The organism is Solibacillus faecavium, from assembly GCF_014836905.1.
In the GTDB taxonomy this organism is placed as follows: domain Bacteria; phylum Bacillota; class Bacilli; order Bacillales_A; family Planococcaceae; genus Solibacillus; species Solibacillus faecavium.
Genome location: NZ_JACSPZ010000002.1, coordinates 1 through 18,592 on the forward strand (window position 1 = coordinate 1; position 18,592 = coordinate 18,592).

Sequence of the window (18,592 nt, forward strand, 5' to 3'; positions counted from 1 at the left end):
GAGCCTAATTTGATAAAAGAAATGACAAAAGGCATCGAGAGACGAGCTCTCGATGCCTTTTGTCGACAACCTGAAACATCTATTTTTTCTTTGGAAAAATAGATGTTTTTCTTTTTGTCCTAGGCTCGTTTTTATATCCTTAAAATAAAATGCTAAAAAGCAAATTTATGGGGCATAATTTTGTATATAAGTGAACAAATTTAGGAGAAATGTTCATTAAAAGTTTGTTTGTTTTGCAGGAAAAATATAGGTATTGTATAGATGAGAAGTGGTAGTAACTATCGCTTATTCTAAGGAGGAAATTCATATGTCTCGTTTATCAGGTAAAGTAGCAATTATTACAGGGGCAGCACAAGGTATGGGTGCAGCACATGCAAAAGCATTTATCGAACAAGGTGCTAAAGTAGTTTTAACAGACTTAAATGAAGAAAAAGGTAAAGCATTTGCTGCTGAATTAGGCGAAAACGCTTTATTCATTAAGCAAAATGTTGTTTCTGAAGAAGAGTGGGCAACAGTTGTTGCGAAAGCAGAAGAAGCTTTCGGTCCAGTAAATGTATTAGTAAACAACGCAGGGATTTCATTAAATAAATTTATGCTCGAGTTATCTTTGGACGAGTACATGAAAATCGTAAACATTAACCAAGTATCTGTATTTTTAGGTATGAAGGCTGTTGCAGGTTCAATGGCGAAAGCTGGAGGCGGTTCAATCGTGAACATCTCATCTATCAACGGTTTAGTTGGTGGAGCAGTTGGTTACACAGATACAAAATTCGCAGTGCGCGGTATGACAAAAGCAGCAGCACTTAACTTAGCGCATATGGGTATTCGCGTGAACTCGGTACACCCTGGTGTAATTGCTACTCCAATGATCATGCAAGAAGATGCTAAAGAAGCTATCGAAGAGTTTGCAAAACATATTCCACTAAAACGCGTATCTCAACCAGAAGAAGTATCGCAATTAGTAGTATTCTTAGCTTCTGATGAGTCTAGCTACTCTACAGGCGCTGAATTCGTTGTAGATGGCGGGATTACAGCTCAATAAAAAATTCAAAAGTACTGCATGAGGTTGGGACAAATCCCATCTCAAAATCAAAAGCTGTTCAAACTTTACGCATCGTAAAAGTTTGAACAGCTTTATTTTATGTCTGCTTCGTTAAGAGGACTACTCACTTCTCTTATTCTGAATGGAGGTAACATATAAAATAGCATCTCTATGAAATGTTACCGATTTAGAAATATTTGGATATTGGCTTATGTTATAATTTATAAAATATTCTTAAAGGAAGGGGGAGGTTTAAATTTGATGGAAACATTAGTTCCTTTATCATTAATAGGTATTCCACTTTTTTCGATAGTGCTTTGTGTCAATATTATCAGCTTGCTAAAAATTATAATTCATCATCCAGAACAATCTGTAAAAAAACAAACTTTTATAATTAGTGTCAGCGTTGCTTACATACTATTTTCATTTGCTTGTCTATTCATTGCTATTGCCGACTCAATTTTATGGGCATCTAACTAAGTTTTGGAATTTTATAAAGGGTTAACAATATCATGTAGAGAAATATAATACTAAATGTTAATGGGGGTATATGATGAAATATGATAGAACTACGTCACGTAAACTTATTCTATCATTAGCGTTTCTAGGTCTTGCTGTAAGTATTCCGAGTTGGCATATTCCATCTGTAAAATGGATATGGTTAACGGTATTTGTCTTCAGTGTATGCAATGCTTTTATAACATATCATGTATTAATAAACAAACATACAATTAGTTATACGATTAAACTGTTTGGCTTAAAGATTTATAACAAGAAAATAATTCATACCGATGTTATAAAAATTACGTTCAAAAGAATAGGTTGGAACGCAAAATTAGCTGTCATTAAAGTTAGAAAAGGTCTTTCGATTCGTGTTGGTGAATTTAAACCAAATGATGTCTATAAAGATTTAATCGTATTTTGCGAAGAAAATGAAATTCCCTATAAGAAAACCAAAGATTATAAGATAATTGAGAACATGGGATAATTACAGATCCGTCCAGTCATCATTGATTCAGATTTCCTCATAGACTGCTTTAAATTATAAAAAAATTATTTTATTTTATATAAATTGTTATGGATAGATTTTCTACCTATAGCAATAATATCTGCGAAACAAACCGTATTACATTGAATAATTATGCAAAAAGTGTCAGGTGCCATAAGAGGTGCCTGGCACTTTTTGTTTGAGTGGACAGCTAAAGGGGTATTCAATTTTATTAATAAGATACTTAGCAAAAAGATCTTAGAAATATATGAAAGGAATTGATAGGTAATATGGAGTTTAATAAAAGATTCATATTCATTTTCAGTTTAATCGCGGTTTGCTTCTTATCTGCTTGTGCCGAGAAAGAGAAGCTTGCCGACGGATCTGAACTGATACATAAAGATCAGTTTGTTTTTGCTGCTTCTGGCGAGTTTAAGCCATTTAGTTATGTAAATAATGAAGATCTTAGCATGTCCGGCTTTGATATTGAAGTAGGCGAAGCGATCGCAAAGGAACTCGGTCTTGAGCCGGTTCAAAAGCGGATTAAGTTTAAAGGAATTGTTGAAGGTGTCAAAACGGGCCGTGCCGATGTAGCTGTTGCCAGCCACACGATTAATCCACAGAGAAGCAAACATGTTTCCTTCAGTACCCCCTATTATTATTCTGGACCGCAAATTTTCACGAGACCAGACAGTGACATTGAAACTGTCGACGATTTAGCGGGAAAGGAAGTTGCTGTAGCAAAAGGTTCAACCTATTCTGATACAGCCTCCCAGTATACAGACAATATAAAAACCTATGACAGTGATATCACAGCTCTACAAGCGTTAAGCAGCGGCCGTCATGATGCGGTAATTACCGATTTCGTGACCGGAAAAAATGCTGCAAAAGAAGGCTTTAAAATTGAAGGTAGGGAGCTAATTGAGCGCAGTGAACAAGCGATTGTACTTCCACAGGATAATCCGAACTTATTAAAGCGAGTGAACGAGGCGCTGGAAAATCTCCGGGAAGATGGTACACTCACTGAAATCAGTATGAAATATTTTGGTGAGGACATTACAAAAAAACCGGAATAATTCAATTTATTAAAGAAGAAAGGAAGTATGTACAGTGCCAAGTTTTTCACATTTTTTCAATATATTAATGGATACTAGAGATGTTTTCTTTAAAGCAATGCTTTTAACGTTACAACTGACGGTTGTTTCAATTTTAATCGGGATTGTTATCGGACTTTTCTTTGCCTTAATGAAAATTTCCAAAATTAAAGTATTAGAACTTATATCAGATATCTATGTCTTTTTAGTCCGAGGAACACCGTTAATTGTTCAAATCTTCATCCTCTACTTCGGTCTTAGCGGGCTTTTCCTAATTCCTGATTTTTGGGCTGCATCACTTGCATTAGCGTTACATAATGGTGCTTATATTTCAGAAATTCTTCGTGGGACAATCCAGGGAGTCGATAAAGGTCAGATGGAGGCAGGACGCTCATTAGGGATGACTAAAGTTCTGACATTAAGAAGAATTATTCTTCCACAGGCATTCCGCCGTGCTCTTCCACCGCTTGGTAACCAGTTTATTATTGGATTGAAGGATTCGTCATTAGCTGCATTTATTTCCATGAATGAACTCTTTAATGTAGCGACAACACTTGGGTCGAATAATTTTGATGAAATGACTTATTTACTTATTGTAGCAGTCTACTACTTAGTGCTAGTAGCATTGTTAACATTTATAGTAAACCGATTAGAAAAGAAATTAGCAATTAGCGATAGGTAGGAGGCAACACCAATGGAAGCAAAGAAAATGATTAAAGTCAATCAATTGAATAAGTCATTTGGTGACTTGCATGTATTAAAAAATATCGACATGACCGTTTACGAAAGCGATGTTGTTTGTTTAATAGGATCAAGTGGCTCCGGGAAAAGTACTCTTCTTCGCTGTCTGAACTTTTTAGAAAGAAAAGATAGCGGCAGTATTATTATAGAAGGTAAAGAAGTCGATCCTAGCAACGACGATTTGAATAAGATTAGAGAAAAGGTCGGAATGGTGTTTCAGCATTTCAACCTATTCCCTCATAAAACCGTTTTAGAAAATATTATTGAAGCTCCGGTTATGGTAAAGGGCGTTGACAAAAAAGTTGCAACGGCTAAAGCAAAAGAATTACTAGAAAAAGTAGGCTTGGAAGATAAGGCCGATGTCTTTCCTAATAAACTATCAGGTGGGCAAAAGCAACGAGTAGCCATTGCAAGAGCGCTTGCAATGGAACCAGACATCATGCTTTTTGATGAGCCGACTTCAGCCCTTGACCCAGAGCTTGTGGGAGAGGTTTTAACTACGATGAAAGAACTGGCTAATGAAGGAATGACGATGGTTGTTGTTACACATGAAATGGGATTTGCTAGAGAAGTAGCCGATTGGATTGTGTATATGAACGAGGGAGAAATTATCGAGCGCGGCGATCCAGAGCAATTTTTCGAACATCCGAAAGAGGAACGAACGAAAGAGTTTTTAAAGACAACAATGTTGAAATGAACTAACGAGGATTCTGTCTATATATGTGGGCAGAATTCTCTTTTTTTCAATTTAGTGAAAAACAAGTTAACAGATGGATTCGTTTTACTATATAATAGAATACATAGCAACTTTGATTTTGTTTGAAGTTGTTACTTTTGAGGTTAACATTATTTTGCAAGAAATGTTTGTAATGGGTATTTAACATCAGGTTAATGAACTACAAAATTGTATTTTCTATAAGAAGGAGTGTTATTGTATGCTATCCATACAAAATTTGACGAAAACTTATCGTGGTAACAAAAAGGCGGTAGACAATTTAAGTATTGATATTGAGCAAGGCGAATTTATTGTGTTTATCGGTACAAGTGGCAGTGGTAAAACAACCGCTCTCCGTATGATTAATCGAATGATTGAGCCGACCAGTGGCAAAATCATGATGGATGGAACGGATTTATCGAAAATGAATGCCGTGCAGCTTCGCAGACAAATAGGCTACGTTATTCAGCAAATCGGCTTAATGCCACATATGACCATCAGAGATAATATCACCCTCGTACCAAAACTTCTAAAATGGGACAAACAAGAAAAGGATAAAGTAGCTGAACGATTAATCGGCCTAGTAAACCTACCTACCTCTTACTTGGATATGTATCCAGCCCAACTATCTGGCGGACAACAACAACGAATCGGCGTTATACGTGCCTTAGCAGCGAATCAGGATATCATTTTAATGGATGAACCATTTGGTGCACTGGACCCTATTACACGTGATACACTCCAGGATTTAATGAAGGATTTGCAAGTGCGCCTTGGCAAGACTGTTATTTTTGTAACGCATGATATGGATGAAGCAATCAAGCTGGCCGACCGAATTTGCATTATGCACGAAGGAAAGGTAGTTCAGTTTGATACACCAGACAATATTTTAGCAAACCCCGCAAATGATTTCGTACGTGATTTTATTGGCTCTCACCGCCTAATTCAAAATAAACCAAGCGTCAAAATAGTAGATGAAGTAATGATCCAGCCCGTTTCCATTACAATTGAAAAAAGTCTGGATGATGCACTACGTCTGATGGTATCGAAACGTGTAGATACGTTATACGTGACAGATGCAGACAAACGGTTGATCGGTTATTTAAATGTTGATAGTTTTACAGGTCCACAACGAACACAGCAAAGTATTAATGAAGTATTGCAGCGGGAGGTTATATACGTTAAAACCGGAACAAAGCTGCAGGATTCTGTTCGACGTATTTTAAAACGGAATCTTCAAAACATCCCGATTGTCGATAACGACCACAAACTAATCGGATTAATTACCCGTGCTAATATTGTTGATACAATTTACGAGACGATTTGGGGCGACGAGGAAGAAAATAAAAATGCTCTTCTTGTAACTCGGGAGGAGAATGTACTATGATTGCCTTTTTTACGGATAATAGCAGTGACATCCTATTAAAAACATGGGAACATTTTTATATTTCAATTATTGCATTACTTCTTGGTGTAATCTTCGCGATTCCTCTAGGTATATTTTTATCAAAAACAAAAACAATAGCAAAAATTGTTTTAGCCATTACAAGTGTTTTCCAAACATTACCCTCTTTAGCCATCTTAGCTATTATGATTCCATTTCTAGGTGTTGGGAAAGTACCGGCAATTGTTGCTTTGTTTATTTATACTTTACTTCCAATTCTAAACAATACTTATATAGGATTAAAATCTGTCAATGCAGATTTGCGTAAAACGGGCATTAGTATGGGGATGACGCCATTCCAGTCTATATGGATGGTGGAATTACCTCTAGCAATCCCGGTTATTATGGCAGGTGTAAGATTATCTGCTGTTTATGTCATTGCCTGGGCAACACTTGCGTCGTATATCGGGGCTGGTGGTTTAGGTGATTTTATTTTTAATGGTTTGAACCTTTATCAAACTGAATTAATTATTGGTGGTGCCTTACTTGTTACGGCATTGGCACTGCTCACTGATTTTATATTGTCTAAAGTAGAGATTTGGACAACACCAAAAGGACTAAAAGTAGAGAAATGAGGCCTAACAGGATGAAAAAAACGATTCTTTTATTCGGAAGTATGCTGCTGGCGTTAAGTTTTCTAGCTGGCTGTTCGATTGGCGGTGACCAGGCAAGCAATACAGACAAAATTAAGATTGCGAGTGCTGTTACAACCGAATCACAAATTATGGGCTATATGCTCAAACATATGATTGAGTACTACACAGATGAACAAGTAGAATTAATCAATAATCTTGGTTCGAGTACCGTTCTTCACCAGGCCATGATCAATGGGGACGCGAATATTTCCGCTACACGTTACACCGGTACAGAATTAACCGGAGTTTTAAATGCGGAACTGATAAAAGATCCGGCCGAGGCATTGGTCTTTGTACAAAATGCGTTTCAGGAAAGATATAACCAAACATTCTTTGATAAGTACGGTTTTGAAAACACGTATGCCTTTATGGTAACGCAGGAAACAGCGCAGCAATACAACCTCAATAAAATCAGTGATTTAGCTGCAATAGCTTCAGATATTGAAGCGGGTGTTGATACATCATGGCTAAGTCGTGAAGGTGATGGCTTTAAGGCGTTTGTTCAGGAATACGGATTTCAGTTTAAACGTACATATCCAATGCAAATTGGCTTAGTGTATGATGCCGTACAGGCAGGTGAAATCGATATTGTCCTTGGGTATACTACAGACGGACGTATTGCGTCTTATGATTTAAAGGTACTTGAAGATGATTTGAAGTTTTTCCCGCCCTATGAAACGAGCTCACTCGCAACAAATGAAATTTTAGAAGCGAAACCTGAACTAAGGGGAATACTCCAACGTTTAGTTGGTAAAATCTCTACAGATAAAATGCAGGAACTGAACTATTTGGCGGACAATAACTTAATGGAACCCTCTGTCGTGGCAGAAAATTTCCTAATTGAAAACAATTATTTCAGTAATGAGGAGGGTGAGGAATAATGGAAGATTTATCGCAATTAAGTACGTTTGAACAGCTATTCTATTATTTTAAGGAAAACGGACTTTATGTACTTGAACTGTTCTTTACACATTTTTATATTTCAGTATATGGTGTATTGCTTGCTGCACTCATCGGAATTCCAATCGGTATTTTTATCGCCAAAAATATGAAGCTAGCTGGATTTATCATTACATTGGCAAATATTATTCAAACGATACCGGCATTAGCCTTAATGGCAATGATTATGCTGGTGCTCGGCTTAGGAAAATCAACAGTTATCGCAACGGTATTCCTTTATTCATTGCTTCCGATTATTAAAAATACGTATACGGGAATTACAACGATTAATAAAAGTTTAACGGATGCAGGGCGCGGTATGGGGATGACACGTAGACAAATCCTCTACATGATCGAACTGCCATTATCTTTATCGATTATTATAACAGGTATTCGAATAGCTTTAGTTATTGCCATCGGTATTACAGCAATCGGTGCTTTCATCGGTGCGGGCGGATTAGGGGATATTATTATCCGCGGTACAAATGCAACAGATGGAACTGCCATTATTTTGGCCGGCGCAATTCCGACAGCCTTAATGGCGGTAATTGTAGATATCGGGTTAGGTTGGCTGGAGCGCCGTTTCGATCCGGAAAAACGCCAACAACGTCTTAAAAAAGCCACTATTTCTAATGCAGGAGTGGAGTAATTAATCATTTTGCTTTAAATAAGTTATCAGTATAAAACAACTAAGAAGTGCTTAATTCCTAGATAAACATAGGATTAAGCGCTTTTTATTTTCAGAGAAATTTATCAAAGATTTTTAAATTTGGAAAAATGTAAGTCAAAATGTATGGTGTATTGATTATCACTAATACTAATGGGGAAGAAGTGTTGGAGTAAAGAGAAAGATAAGTGTATTTTGCTGAAGCACCTGTTTGATGAAAGCTTTGTTATAAATGAAATACTACTAAGTGGAGCATTGAACAAGACAATTTAAATCCAGCAAAAGACTATTGAAAGGATGATTTTATGTATAAAAAATGGAATAAGCAGTTTATAGGTGGCGAATGGAGAGAAGGGAACAGCGAAAGAGTATATGTAGATCAGAACCCTTACAGCGAGGAAACGATCGCGGAAATTCGGCTGGCGAATGAAAAGGATATAGATGAGGCTTATCAGGCGGCAAAAGAAGCACAAAAAGAATGGGAAAAGGTTAATCCATATCAAAGACAAGCTATTATCGAAAAGGCCGCTCAAATAGTAGAAAAACGAAGAGATGAAATTGTTCAAGTTTTAGTAGAGGAAAATGGGGCTTCCCATACGAAAGCTAACATTGAAGTTTCTGCCGCAATGGGCATTATGAAAGAGTCAGCTACATTCCCTCTTCGAATGCACGGAAAAATAATGCCATCTGTTATTCCGGGTAAGGAAAATCGAGTCTATCACAACCCTGCCGGAGTTGTAGGGATTATTAGTCCATTCAATTTCCCATTTCATTTAACGATGCGTTCCCTAGCACCTGCTATAGCAACTGGCAATGGGGTAGTGCTTAAACCGGATTTGCAGACGATGATTTCAGGCGGTCTTATTCTAGGTGAGATTTTTGAAGAGGCAGGCATTCCAAAAGGTTTATTGAATATTACGGTATGCAGCTCTTCTGAAATTAAAGACACTTTTATTGAACATCCAATCCCACAAATAATATCCTTTACTGGTTCTACACCGGTAGGACGTCATATTGGAGAACTTTGCGGAAGACATCTTAAGCGCGTTGCTTTAGAGCTTGGTGGAAACAATGTCATGCTTGTACTAAAAGACGCCGATGTACAACGAGCAGCAGCTTCTGCAGCCTTTGGGAAATTCTTAAACAGCGGTCAAATTTGTATGTCCCTAAATCGGATTGTTGTCGAGCGTCCGGCTTACGAAGCGTTTATGAAAGCCTTTGTGGATAAGGCATCCCAGATTAAATTTGGAGATCCGAAAAATGAGGATGTTGTGGTTGGTCCACTAATTAACAATAAACAAATTAAACGTATACAAAATTTAATCGACAAAAGTATAGCACTAGGAGCAGAATATGCGCTAAAAGGTGAAGTAGACGGAAACGTACTAGCCCCTACCATCTTGACGAATGTAACAAATGATATGCCGATAGCCCAGGAAGAAATCTTTGGACCTGCTGTAGGTGTCATCGTTGTAGATAGTGAAGAAGAAGCGATTCGCGTAGCAAATGACAGTGACTATGGACTAAGCGGTGCAGTACACGCCGGTACAACGGAACATGGAGTTGAAGTCGCGAAACAAATTATTACGGGTATGATTCATGTGAATGATCAGGGAGTTAATGACGAACCGATCGTTGCATTTGGCGGTGAAAAAGCTTCAGGATTAGGTCGATATGGTGGAGAATGGGCAATTCATGAATTTACAACAACGAAATGGATTTCTGTTCAGACAGATCCAAGGGAATATCCGTTTTAATAGGTGGGTTATAAAGTGTGTCGTCCTAATCGCAATTTGCGATTAGGACTTTTTACATTTATCTAAAAAATATAATGAGACTTTAAAATTAGGTCGGGTAGTACACTTTACACCTCTAATTTAGACGTCATGATTATGAACATTTTATAACAACGTGATTTAAATATAGCAAAATTTACTGCTTTTAGGATTGAACTTACGATAAAAATACATTTGAGAGGGTATTCTATAAATTTTATTAAAATAGGGAATTGAGTTGTAAGGCGTAAAAGTGTATTGTAAAAGAAGGATTTATCGGTAGAATAGAAAAGAAATAATAGAAAAGTTTATTGGTCTTTCAATGGATAGGTATTTATTGGATAATGATTATTTAATAGTATAAAAGAATAAAATATGGGAAAACGATCCGTAGACATATAGAACTAATTTCCGATAACATGTTATAATTAGGATATTGAGCACAAAGTCTAATAATTGATAAAAAAATTGTGAGGTAAAAAATGAAGAAAACATCATTGTTACAAGAAGAAAAGCGTTCAACAATTCTATTTTTAGTATTATTTTATGTTGTATTTTATGTATATGATATATTTTATTATAGACTATTTCCAGCATTTCCATGGCTTGATGTAGGTACTGCCAGTACAATTTGGTATGATTTTATGTATGTTAGATATGTAGTACTTACTGCGCTTATCCCTTTATCTATTTATTTAATTAAAAAGGATAAAACAACCTATGTGAAATATATTTTATTTTTAGGCTACTTCTCTACAAATCTTTTTTCCGATATTCTATATTTTAAAGATAGTTCGCTTGTATATACTAGTGGAAATCTAGTAGAAATTATAATTATTCTTTTTTCGCCTATATTCGTAACTAAAAAATTTACATATTTCGTTTCATTTGGTTTAATTATTAAATATGTATTGGTAGGGATTTTTATACAGGAGCCGGTAGTTGTATTTCCTATTATAATTACAATTGTAATTTCCATTATTGCCTTTGTTCTATTACATCGTATTTTAAATTATATTAAAGCATTAAAATACTCATATGACGAACAACTAGAAGGTATTGTAAAAGGGGTAATTGCAACTTTAGAATTAAAGGACCCATACACAAGAGGACATAGCGAGCGGGTTGCTGCCTACGCAATGAGTTTGGCAGAGGCAACAAAAAAATATAAAGCCTCTGAGTTAAATTACTTTTATTATGCTTGCCTTTTACACGATATAGGAAAAGTAAATATTCCAGATGCAATTTTAACCAAACCTGGAAGTTTAACTGATGAAGAATTTGATATAATAAAGAAGCACCCTGTTGTTGGAGCCGAAGCCATTCGGGATGTTGAAGGAATAGCAGATAATATTGGAGTAATCTACCATCACCATGAAAGATGGGACGGTAAAGGTTATCCAGATGGACTGGCTGGCGAAAATATTCCATTTTTAGCCAGAGTTACGGCTGTTGCAGATGCATTTGATGCGATGACATCATCCAGGTCTTATCGTCCTGCACTTCAATTTGATGTGGCGTATCAACGAATACTTGATGGACAAGGTAATCAATTCGATCCGCAACTGATAGAATTATTTAAACAAATCTACCCTGAATGGGTGCAAATTTCTAAGACATACCGTAAGGGTGTGGACCTGAGAGGAGGAGAAAAACATGAAAATTCGTAAACTTGAAAAAATCAAAGTTACTTGCTGGTGGTGTTTTATGATACCTCGAGGATAATACTTACTTAGGATGCTGAATATTAGCATCCTATTTTAATTTATAGAGGAGGCAATCCGTTGAAGATATCCTTACAATCCGAAATAACGTTATATCCGTTATCCATTCGAAAAGATAAAAAGAATTATATCGTGGAGGAGCCGATTTCTGGTGATTTCTTCGAATTGCCTGAAATAAGCGTTGATGCAATTAAACGTTTAGAAAAAGGTGAAGGTCTAGCTGCAATTGAAAAGACGCTAAAAGAATCTTATCCTGAAGAAGAAGTGGATATCATAGAATTTGTTGAGCAATTGGTGGAGTTAGGACTTGTTCAAGAAGTGGATGGGATTGAAATACATAAAGAAAAAGAGAAGCATGCTAAATCTCAGGGGGGCTTTAAATGGATTCCGCACTGGGTTGGACGTTTGTTTTTTAATGGCATAATGAACAAGGTCTACTTGCTACTGCTCATAACGAACATATTCATTCTAATTTTGAATCCAGAACTTTTCCCTCATTACAAAGATATATTCCTGTTCGATTCGATGGTATTGAATGTTCTTACATATTTATTGATTTCTTTAGTATTAATTGTCATTCATGAATTTGGGCATATTCTCGCCATCAGATCGCATGATTTGCCAGCTAATTTAAGTATCGGTAATCGGCTAATATTTATTGTATTTGAAACGGACCTGACTCAAGCGTGGAAGCTTGAACCTAAAAAGAGGAATATTTTATACTTAGCTGGCATGTCTTTTGAGCAAGTGATTCTTTTCCTTTCATTCGGTTTTATGCTTCTTTTTCCAGATGCCAGTTTTGTAGGTATTATTAGCATTATCGTATTGGATATTTTTATTAAATCCGTATACCAATGCTGTTTCTACATGAAAACAGATGTCTATTATGTCGTTGAAAATGTAACAGGGTGTTATAACCTGATGGAGAGCGGCAAAATTTATTTGAGTTCATTCTTTAAGAAATCAGGGCTAGACCATAAAAAGATGTTCGAGGATGAATGGAATTTGGTCCGTATTTATAGTGTGTTTTACATAGTTGGCGTTTTTTTGACGTTGCTTTTGACTTTTATGTATTTTATACCACAGCTCTATTATATGATCACAACCGTTTATTTAAATATTATGGGGGCAGGAGATCGTGCAGCATTTTGGGATGCGATGGCCTTTTTATTACAAACGATGTTGATGCTTATCCTGCTCGTATATTTGGCAAGGAAAAAAAGACGAGAAAACTAAATGAAACCGCTAAACTTCTAATCCAAGTGTAGCGGTTTTTTTGTGCTCAAAAATTTTTAAATTTTTCTTAAAAACTTGTCCCTTTTCGCCAATTTTTTTGACATATGTATGGTGAAGGGAGATGCAAATGATGGTATTCGAATATTTAAAAACGTATGAAACATTCAACACAGTAGCGGAAATGGATGAGGCAGTGGCACTGCATCTTGAAGCACATGATTTAACGGAAAGCGAGCGCAATGTTATTTTACGAATCGCGCAGTCGGCACTGGCTTACCCAGGTGCAGCTCATTTAAAGGCGAAGACAATTGCAGATAGTGTAGGAATCAGCACAAAAACGGTTTATCGTTCGGTGAAAAAAGCAGCCGAACTAGGCATATTACGAGTCGTTGCAAGTACGAAATTGAATGGGATTAAAGGGGCAAACATCTATCAAATATTACATGTCCCATCGGAAATGTCCGAGCGGGTCCCAGCTGAAGAAACGCATGAAATAAAGGAAGGCGGCAATTTTTCTGAGCAACAAACTATTTCTTTTAATCTTTTTAAAACAAGCTCTTTAAATGAAATATATAAATATATAGTTGGTCAAATGAGTGATTGGCAAAAGACATTATATGAATTCATGACGAGTTTGCCGATGAAAGACGAGTTAAAAGATGGATTACGAGCAGCCATTTTAGCGACACCGATCCAAAACAGACGGGAATTCACGATCGCAAAGGATGTCATGTGGAGAATTATTCAAGATATTCATGAGGGAAAATTAACAATCCGTACAACATTACGCGCAATTTATAAAGGAGCATATGATAAGGCCATTGCACGCCCGGTTATACGAGAAGTGAAAGAACAAAAGCTAAGTACGCGGCCAGTACCGTTTTATGATTGGCTGACAGAGCGATGATAGTCGCCGAAAATTGAAGGGCTGAATTTATTAGAACAATGAAGCCGGATATTAGAAGATCGAACCGAGATTTTAGCATAAATCGGGTCGATATTAGAACATCCGGGCAGTATATTTGAACAAAGGCAGCCTTTATTAGCAACTGGGAATTTATTAGAACAATGAAGCCGGATTTTAGAAAATCGAACCGAGATTTTAGCATAAATCGGGTCGATATTAGAACATCCGGGCAGTATATTTGAAGACTGGGTTTTATTAGAACATTGCAACCGGATTTTAGAAAATCGACCTGTGATATTAGCATAAATTGAGTCGATATTAGAACATCAAGGCAGTTAATTACAACAAAGGCAACGTTTAAAATTGATCAGAAACTTTCTTGTCAAAAAGGCCGCAAAGCACTTGTCTTATCAATAAAAATAAATGCATCGTACCTGCTGCCGACTCTGGAAGGGACGTAATTTCCGTATGCCTCGTATGCCGGATCGTATACAACGCCAATTGCGCGGTGACCAATCCAATCATTAAACAATTGTCTGTTTTCATCCGTAAATAAAAGTACTTTATCTTCGGGACTTGCTGCGTGGAGCTGGCCTTCCCATTTGTCTATATTTGCAGGTGGGACCTTGATAATTTCAAAAGGATCTCCCCAGCGGTCAGCAGCAATTACTGTACCTTCATATGTGCCAAAGCCAATTGCATAAGTATTTTCCTTACCGTATTGCTCCCGGATCACTTGACCGACATTGATCAGCTGCTCATCCTTCATTGAGGTTTCGGAAGCATCACCGATATGGGTATTATGCTCCCAAACGATGATTTTTGTTTCCTCTCCGTAATACTTGCGCAGTTCATGAATCGCTTCTACCATATGATAATCACGTGTATTCCACGATTTTTCATCTGACATCATTTCTCGGTAGTACGATTCTGCATTTTTTGCAACAAGTGCATTCATCACGACATTTAAATCTTCTTCCTGTTGACTAGAATATTTATCTTTATGGTTACGCAATGAGCTTAACAAGCCCGTCACTTCACGTATACAGGCATCAGAAAATTGAACGGCGGAAATGGCGTAATGCTCATGGCTCCGATTGTACGGTTCAAAGCAGGAAAATGCTCTTTTGGCATGCTCTAAATCAACTTTATGTTCGGGGTGGTCCGATAAAAAGTTCAATACTTCATCAATTGATTCGAACAAGCTGTACATATCGATACCATAAAAGCCTACTTTTTGTTCGCGACCTGTATTAATCTCTTTTAACCATTCCGTAAAGGCAGCGACCTCTTCATTTGCCCACATCCACGTTGGCCAACGATGGAAAGCTTTCTTTAAAACCTCTTTTGCGTTCGTAATTTCTTCACTATAGCCTTTTACATACCGGTTTACCGCTTGTGCGGATGGCCAATCTCCTTCTACTGCAATGAGTTGAAAGCCTTTTTGTTCGATTAATTTTTTTGAGAGCTCGGCACGCACTGTATAAAATTCCGACGTTCCGTGGGAAGCCTCACCGATCATCACGATTTTGGCATCTCCAATAACCTCTACCATTTTATTTAAACTCGTATCATCAAGCGGCAAGGAATGTTCTGAAATAGCCTGGATTAAATTCTTTGTCATAAGAAGAAACTCCTTTTTAAAAATGAATGTTTTATTATTATTAACCGTAAATGAATAGTTGTGAAACAAAACTGGGATGAAAAAAAGAGGAATGCCTAAAGCGAAAATAGGCATTCCTAATATAGAAAGCGATAATTTTACTTATTACCTTTGCGTTTAACTAACCATCTTTTATAGCTATAGATTGTGATTCCAACTAAAACAAGAACAATGATACTTACGACGATGATCAGTGTCCAAATGGAATTATTACCCTCGGAATCGGTTTCATCTTTTAGCTTATCGACAATTGAGTCCACATTAGAGTCCAATTTATTCACTGTATCAGCTGCAGTCTCTTGATTATCCGGATCCTTTGCGATATTTATTGTAAAAGAAAATGAACCTGTTAAAGGGTGTCCGTCCTCGCTGATACTATTCCATTCCACTATATAAGTGTCGTTAGGAAGCGGTGAAGCTAATGTGCCTGTTAAGACACCGTCATTTAAAGTGATTGAAGATATGGGCATTTCAGAGCCGTCACTAGACAGTACTTTAAAAACACTGCCTTCTTCAATTTTACCTGAATACTTTAATTCAATTGTTTGCAATGCCTCTGTTACAGTTGCGCCTTTAGCTGGATTTGTTGAATCCAAATATGTGTGAGCATATGCATCAGGTACAAATAGTAAAAATGCAGTTGCAAGCGCAAATAATAGCTGTTTCATCAATAATTTACTTCCCTTCATAATCATTTTAATCCGTTCCCAAGTACAGCGATTTACACATTTGGATTGAAATTTGCTGAGAATGGAGTGATGAATTTAGTATGGACAAAAAGAGGTGGAAATATCGGAAAGTTAATTAGATTTATGGGACAACATAATGTGGAAAGCAATAATTTTTGTCTGTAGCAAAACGGTAATTTAACGAGTTAATGATGAGAGAAATCTTTATATACATAAAAACGACATAAATTAAAGAATATTCTGAATTATAAGCGTTGTGTTTATTTTAATTTATACATATTGGGTCAGAAAATTATGAGTAGTATAATATTTTATCTCTATTATTGATGGAAGTTTGATAGATTTTCTTTCATATTTATTAGTATTTTTTAGCTCTATAGCAATATCGTATTATTTTCAGTTTATTACTTAAAAATAACTATATTATATGTCGAATACTGTATAAAATTGTAGATAAGAAGGAGGGATGTAATATGTCAATTAGAAATAAATTACTAGTAGGTTTTACTATCTCTATTTTCGTTACGGTTTTAGCCTGTATGACAATCTTTAATCAGTTAATGGCAGTCGAAGGTAAATACAGCAGTACATTGGAAAAGAATTTACCACAGACTTATGATGCGGCGGAATTAAGCCGTCTCGCGCTTGTTCAGGCATCATTGGTTCAGAATTATATTATGGGTAAAGACACATCACAAGCCATTCAGACAAGTAGAACAGAAACAATGGATTTAATTGGAAAATTTGAACAATCATTAAATATAAATAAAGAGGCCGAGATGTACATGGCCGGAATTCACGAAAAAGTAGGGGTGATGAATAGTTCATTCGATGAAACCATTCGACTCACTGATACGAGAGGACAGGATGCAGCATCTACCTATTATATAGATGTTGCAGAAACTAATGTAACTGCCTTCAAAGAAGATGTAGAGGGGATATCCGAAGAAATTGCCCATGCCTTTGTAGTTGCGGAAAATGTCATCGAAAAAGAAATGAAAGAAGCTATGATTATGACAGCACTTTCCATCATAGTAGCGATTTTAGCCGGTATGATTACGGCATTAGCACTAACGAAACGCATTTCTAAGCCTATGCTGCATTTAGAGCGGCATGTTCAGGAAATTATAAAAGGCAATTTGGCGGTTGAACCGTTGGCGATTCGTTCTAAGGATGAGATCGGAACGTTATCAAAAGCGATGAATGAAATGAAGACTACAATATCGGACTTATTAAATAATCTTTCAGAAAATGCTGGTCACTTAAGTGCAACTTCGGAACAATTAATGGCATCGGTGGAAGAAGTAAATATTTCGGCCGGTATTATGCTAACAGGTGCAAAAGGTGGCGCAGAAGCAGCTACGTCCATGTCAATATCAGCGTCGGAAAGTGCAACTGCGATGGAAGAAACGGCAACAGCGGTACAAAAAATTGCAGAATCAACGCAAGAATTACATCACTTTGCTGGAGAGACAGAAATGATGGCAAATGCAGGGAAACAAAATATTTATACTGCAAGTGATCAGATGAGTTCCATTTATAATTCGACAAAAATAACGACAGAGTTAATTCAAAAACTAAGCCATCAATCAAGAGAAATCGAAAAAATTACACAAGTCATTACAGGTATCGCCGATCAAACAAATTTACTTGCTTTGAATGCATCGATTGAAGCTGCACGTGCAGGTGAACACGGAAAAGGATTTGCAGTAGTGGCAGCAGAAGTAAGAAAACTGGCGGAAGAATCAAATCGTTCGGCCAATCAAATTGTTACATTGACGAATGGAATTCAGCAAGATACGAAAAACGCTGAACGAGCAATTGAAGATAGCTTGGACAATGTGGAAAAGGGTGTGGAAATTATCGGCTTTGCAGGTCAATCATTTGAGAAAATTGTAGGGGCTATCGGCGAAATGAAAATTCAGATTGAAGATGTCTCTGCCGTTACGGAACAGATATCTGCTACAGCAGAAGAAGTCGCTGCATCCGTACTTGAAATTTCCCGTTCAGCTGAAATGACGCGATTAAATGCACAACATGCGTATGAGTCATCGGAACAACAAATGTCAACACTTCAGGAAATCGGTGAAGTAGCCAATGATTTAGGTAGCCGTGCACAGCAGTTGCAGCAAGTTACTGCCAATTATAGTGTATAGTGAAAAAAGAAAATAAAATTACAGGCATAGGAAATCAAGACATTTCCTGTGCTTTTTTGTGCTTATTCGGTTTGCACTAAAAAATAATTCGGAATCCGAAAAAATATTTCTTTTTGATATATCCGAAAATTATAAAATTTGTTAAAATAGTGGAACTTGAGTAAAAAAAGAAGGTGA

17 protein-coding genes are annotated in these 18,592 nt (G+C 36.7%); 15 read left to right on the forward strand and 2 right to left on the reverse strand.

Going from position 1 to position 18,592, the window contains the following annotated elements; genetic code table 11:
- Window positions 1-307: 307 nt before the first annotated feature.
- From H9635_RS03400 to H9635_RS03465, 14 genes are all read left to right on the forward strand, one after another.
- Window positions 308-1,042 (forward strand): glucose 1-dehydrogenase, encoded by a 735-nt coding sequence (locus H9635_RS03400; protein WP_191698755.1) that lies wholly within the window; start codon window positions 308-310, stop codon window positions 1,040-1,042.
- 261 nt (window positions 1,043-1,303) lie between these two features.
- Entirely contained in the window at window positions 1,304-1,522 is a 219-nt protein-coding gene (locus H9635_RS03405; RefSeq protein ID WP_191698756.1) for a hypothetical protein, read from the forward strand.
- A gap of 73 nt (window positions 1,523-1,595) precedes the next feature.
- Window positions 1,596-2,030: a hypothetical protein gene (locus H9635_RS03410; RefSeq protein WP_191698757.1), complete on the forward strand. Its 435-nt coding sequence runs from the start codon at window positions 1,596-1,598 to the stop codon at window positions 2,028-2,030.
- A 290-nt stretch (window positions 2,031-2,320) separates the two neighbouring features.
- Window positions 2,321-3,106 (forward strand): transporter substrate-binding domain-containing protein, encoded by a 786-nt coding sequence (locus tag H9635_RS03415; protein ID WP_191699404.1) that lies wholly within the window; start codon window positions 2,321-2,323, stop codon window positions 3,104-3,106.
- Window positions 3,107-3,140: 34 nt separating this feature from the next.
- Entirely contained in the window at window positions 3,141-3,806 is a 666-nt protein-coding gene (locus H9635_RS03420) for an amino acid ABC transporter permease (protein ID WP_191698758.1), read from the forward strand.
- A gap of 12 nt (window positions 3,807-3,818) precedes the next feature.
- Window positions 3,819-4,562 (forward strand): amino acid ABC transporter ATP-binding protein, encoded by a 744-nt coding sequence (locus H9635_RS03425; RefSeq protein WP_318245173.1) that lies wholly within the window; start codon window positions 3,819-3,821, stop codon window positions 4,560-4,562.
- 238 nt (window positions 4,563-4,800) lie between these two features.
- Window positions 4,801-5,967: an ABC transporter ATP-binding protein gene (locus tag H9635_RS03430; RefSeq protein ID WP_191698759.1), complete on the forward strand. Its 1,167-nt coding sequence runs from the start codon at window positions 4,801-4,803 to the stop codon at window positions 5,965-5,967.
- Window positions 5,964-6,599: an ABC transporter permease gene (locus H9635_RS03435; protein WP_191698760.1), complete on the forward strand. Its 636-nt coding sequence runs from the start codon at window positions 5,964-5,966 to the stop codon at window positions 6,597-6,599. The genes H9635_RS03430 and H9635_RS03435 overlap by 4 nt, the downstream gene beginning before the upstream one ends.
- Window positions 6,600-6,610: 11 nt before the next feature.
- Window positions 6,611-7,540: an osmoprotectant ABC transporter substrate-binding protein gene (locus H9635_RS03440; protein WP_191698761.1), complete on the forward strand. Its 930-nt coding sequence runs from the start codon at window positions 6,611-6,613 to the stop codon at window positions 7,538-7,540.
- Window positions 7,540-8,247: an ABC transporter permease gene (locus tag H9635_RS03445; RefSeq protein ID WP_191698762.1), complete on the forward strand. Its 708-nt coding sequence runs from the start codon at window positions 7,540-7,542 to the stop codon at window positions 8,245-8,247. Before H9635_RS03440 ends, H9635_RS03445 begins: the two co-directional genes overlap by 1 nt.
- Window positions 8,248-8,570: 323 nt before the next feature.
- Window positions 8,571-10,022, forward strand: a complete 1,452-nt coding sequence (locus H9635_RS03450) for an aldehyde dehydrogenase family protein (protein ID WP_191698763.1) — start codon at window positions 8,571-8,573, stop codon at window positions 10,020-10,022.
- 500 nt (window positions 10,023-10,522) lie between these two features.
- A complete protein-coding gene (locus H9635_RS03455; RefSeq protein WP_191698764.1) occupies window positions 10,523-11,710 on the forward strand; it encodes an HD-GYP domain-containing protein in 1,188 nt (395 codons plus the stop codon).
- Between the two features lie 114 nt (window positions 11,711-11,824).
- The gene (locus H9635_RS03460; protein WP_191698765.1) at window positions 11,825-13,000 is read left to right on the forward strand and encodes a PqqD family protein; all 1,176 of its coding nucleotides are present in this window, start codon (window positions 11,825-11,827) and stop codon (window positions 12,998-13,000) included.
- 127 nt (window positions 13,001-13,127) lie between these two features.
- Window positions 13,128-13,907, forward strand: coding sequence for a helix-turn-helix domain-containing protein (locus H9635_RS03465; RefSeq protein ID WP_191698766.1), 780 nt, complete (start codon window positions 13,128-13,130; stop codon window positions 13,905-13,907).
- 382 nt (window positions 13,908-14,289) lie between these two features.
- On the opposite strand, the gene H9635_RS03470 is transcribed toward H9635_RS03465, so the two are convergent.
- Both H9635_RS03470 and H9635_RS03475 read right to left on the reverse strand, forming a co-directional pair.
- Complete coding sequence (locus tag H9635_RS03470) at window positions 14,290-15,531, reverse strand: erythromycin esterase family protein (RefSeq protein WP_191698767.1); 1,242 nt, start codon at window positions 15,529-15,531, stop codon at window positions 14,290-14,292.
- A gap of 137 nt (window positions 15,532-15,668) precedes the next feature.
- Entirely contained in the window at window positions 15,669-16,238 is a 570-nt protein-coding gene (locus tag H9635_RS03475) for a copper resistance CopC family protein (RefSeq protein ID WP_225231102.1), read from the reverse strand.
- A gap of 494 nt (window positions 16,239-16,732) precedes the next feature.
- Here H9635_RS03475 and H9635_RS03480 point away from each other — a divergent pair, with 494 nt between their 5' ends.
- A complete protein-coding gene (locus H9635_RS03480) occupies window positions 16,733-18,415 on the forward strand; it encodes a methyl-accepting chemotaxis protein (protein ID WP_191698768.1) in 1,683 nt (560 codons plus the stop codon).
- Window positions 18,416-18,592 lie beyond the last annotated feature (177 nt).

Bases quoted from the DNA above. Each gene is read 5' to 3' on its own strand.
- H9635_RS03440 (WP_191698761.1), top strand. From the start codon at position 6,611: ATGAAAAAAACGATTCTTTTATTCGGAAGTATGCTGCTGGCGTTAAGT.
- H9635_RS03405 (WP_191698756.1), top strand. From the start codon at position 1,304: ATGGAAACATTAGTTCCTTTATCATTAATAGGTATTCCACTTTTTTCG.
- H9635_RS03450 (WP_191698763.1), top strand. From the start codon at position 8,571: ATGTATAAAAAATGGAATAAGCAGTTTATAGGTGGCGAATGGAGAGAA.
- H9635_RS03410 (WP_191698757.1), top strand. From the start codon at position 1,596: ATGAAATATGATAGAACTACGTCACGTAAACTTATTCTATCATTAGCG.
- H9635_RS03465 (WP_191698766.1), top strand. From the start codon at position 13,128: ATGATGGTATTCGAATATTTAAAAACGTATGAAACATTCAACACAGTA.
- H9635_RS03475 (WP_225231102.1), bottom strand. From the start codon at position 16,238: ATGAAACAGCTATTATTTGCGCTTGCAACTGCATTTTTACTATTTGTA.
- H9635_RS03470 (WP_191698767.1), bottom strand. From the start codon at position 15,531: ATGACAAAGAATTTAATCCAGGCTATTTCAGAACATTCCTTGCCGCTT.
- H9635_RS03435 (WP_191698760.1), top strand. From the start codon at position 5,964: ATGATTGCCTTTTTTACGGATAATAGCAGTGACATCCTATTAAAAACA.
- H9635_RS03445 (WP_191698762.1), top strand. From the start codon at position 7,540: ATGGAAGATTTATCGCAATTAAGTACGTTTGAACAGCTATTCTATTAT.
- H9635_RS03480 (WP_191698768.1), top strand. From the start codon at position 16,733: ATGTCAATTAGAAATAAATTACTAGTAGGTTTTACTATCTCTATTTTC.
- H9635_RS03400 (WP_191698755.1), top strand. From the start codon at position 308: ATGTCTCGTTTATCAGGTAAAGTAGCAATTATTACAGGGGCAGCACAA.
- H9635_RS03455 (WP_191698764.1), top strand. From the start codon at position 10,523: ATGAAGAAAACATCATTGTTACAAGAAGAAAAGCGTTCAACAATTCTA.
- H9635_RS03415 (WP_191699404.1), top strand. From the start codon at position 2,321: ATGGAGTTTAATAAAAGATTCATATTCATTTTCAGTTTAATCGCGGTT.
- H9635_RS03425 (WP_318245173.1), top strand. From the start codon at position 3,819: ATGGAAGCAAAGAAAATGATTAAAGTCAATCAATTGAATAAGTCATTT.
- H9635_RS03430 (WP_191698759.1), top strand. From the start codon at position 4,801: ATGCTATCCATACAAAATTTGACGAAAACTTATCGTGGTAACAAAAAG.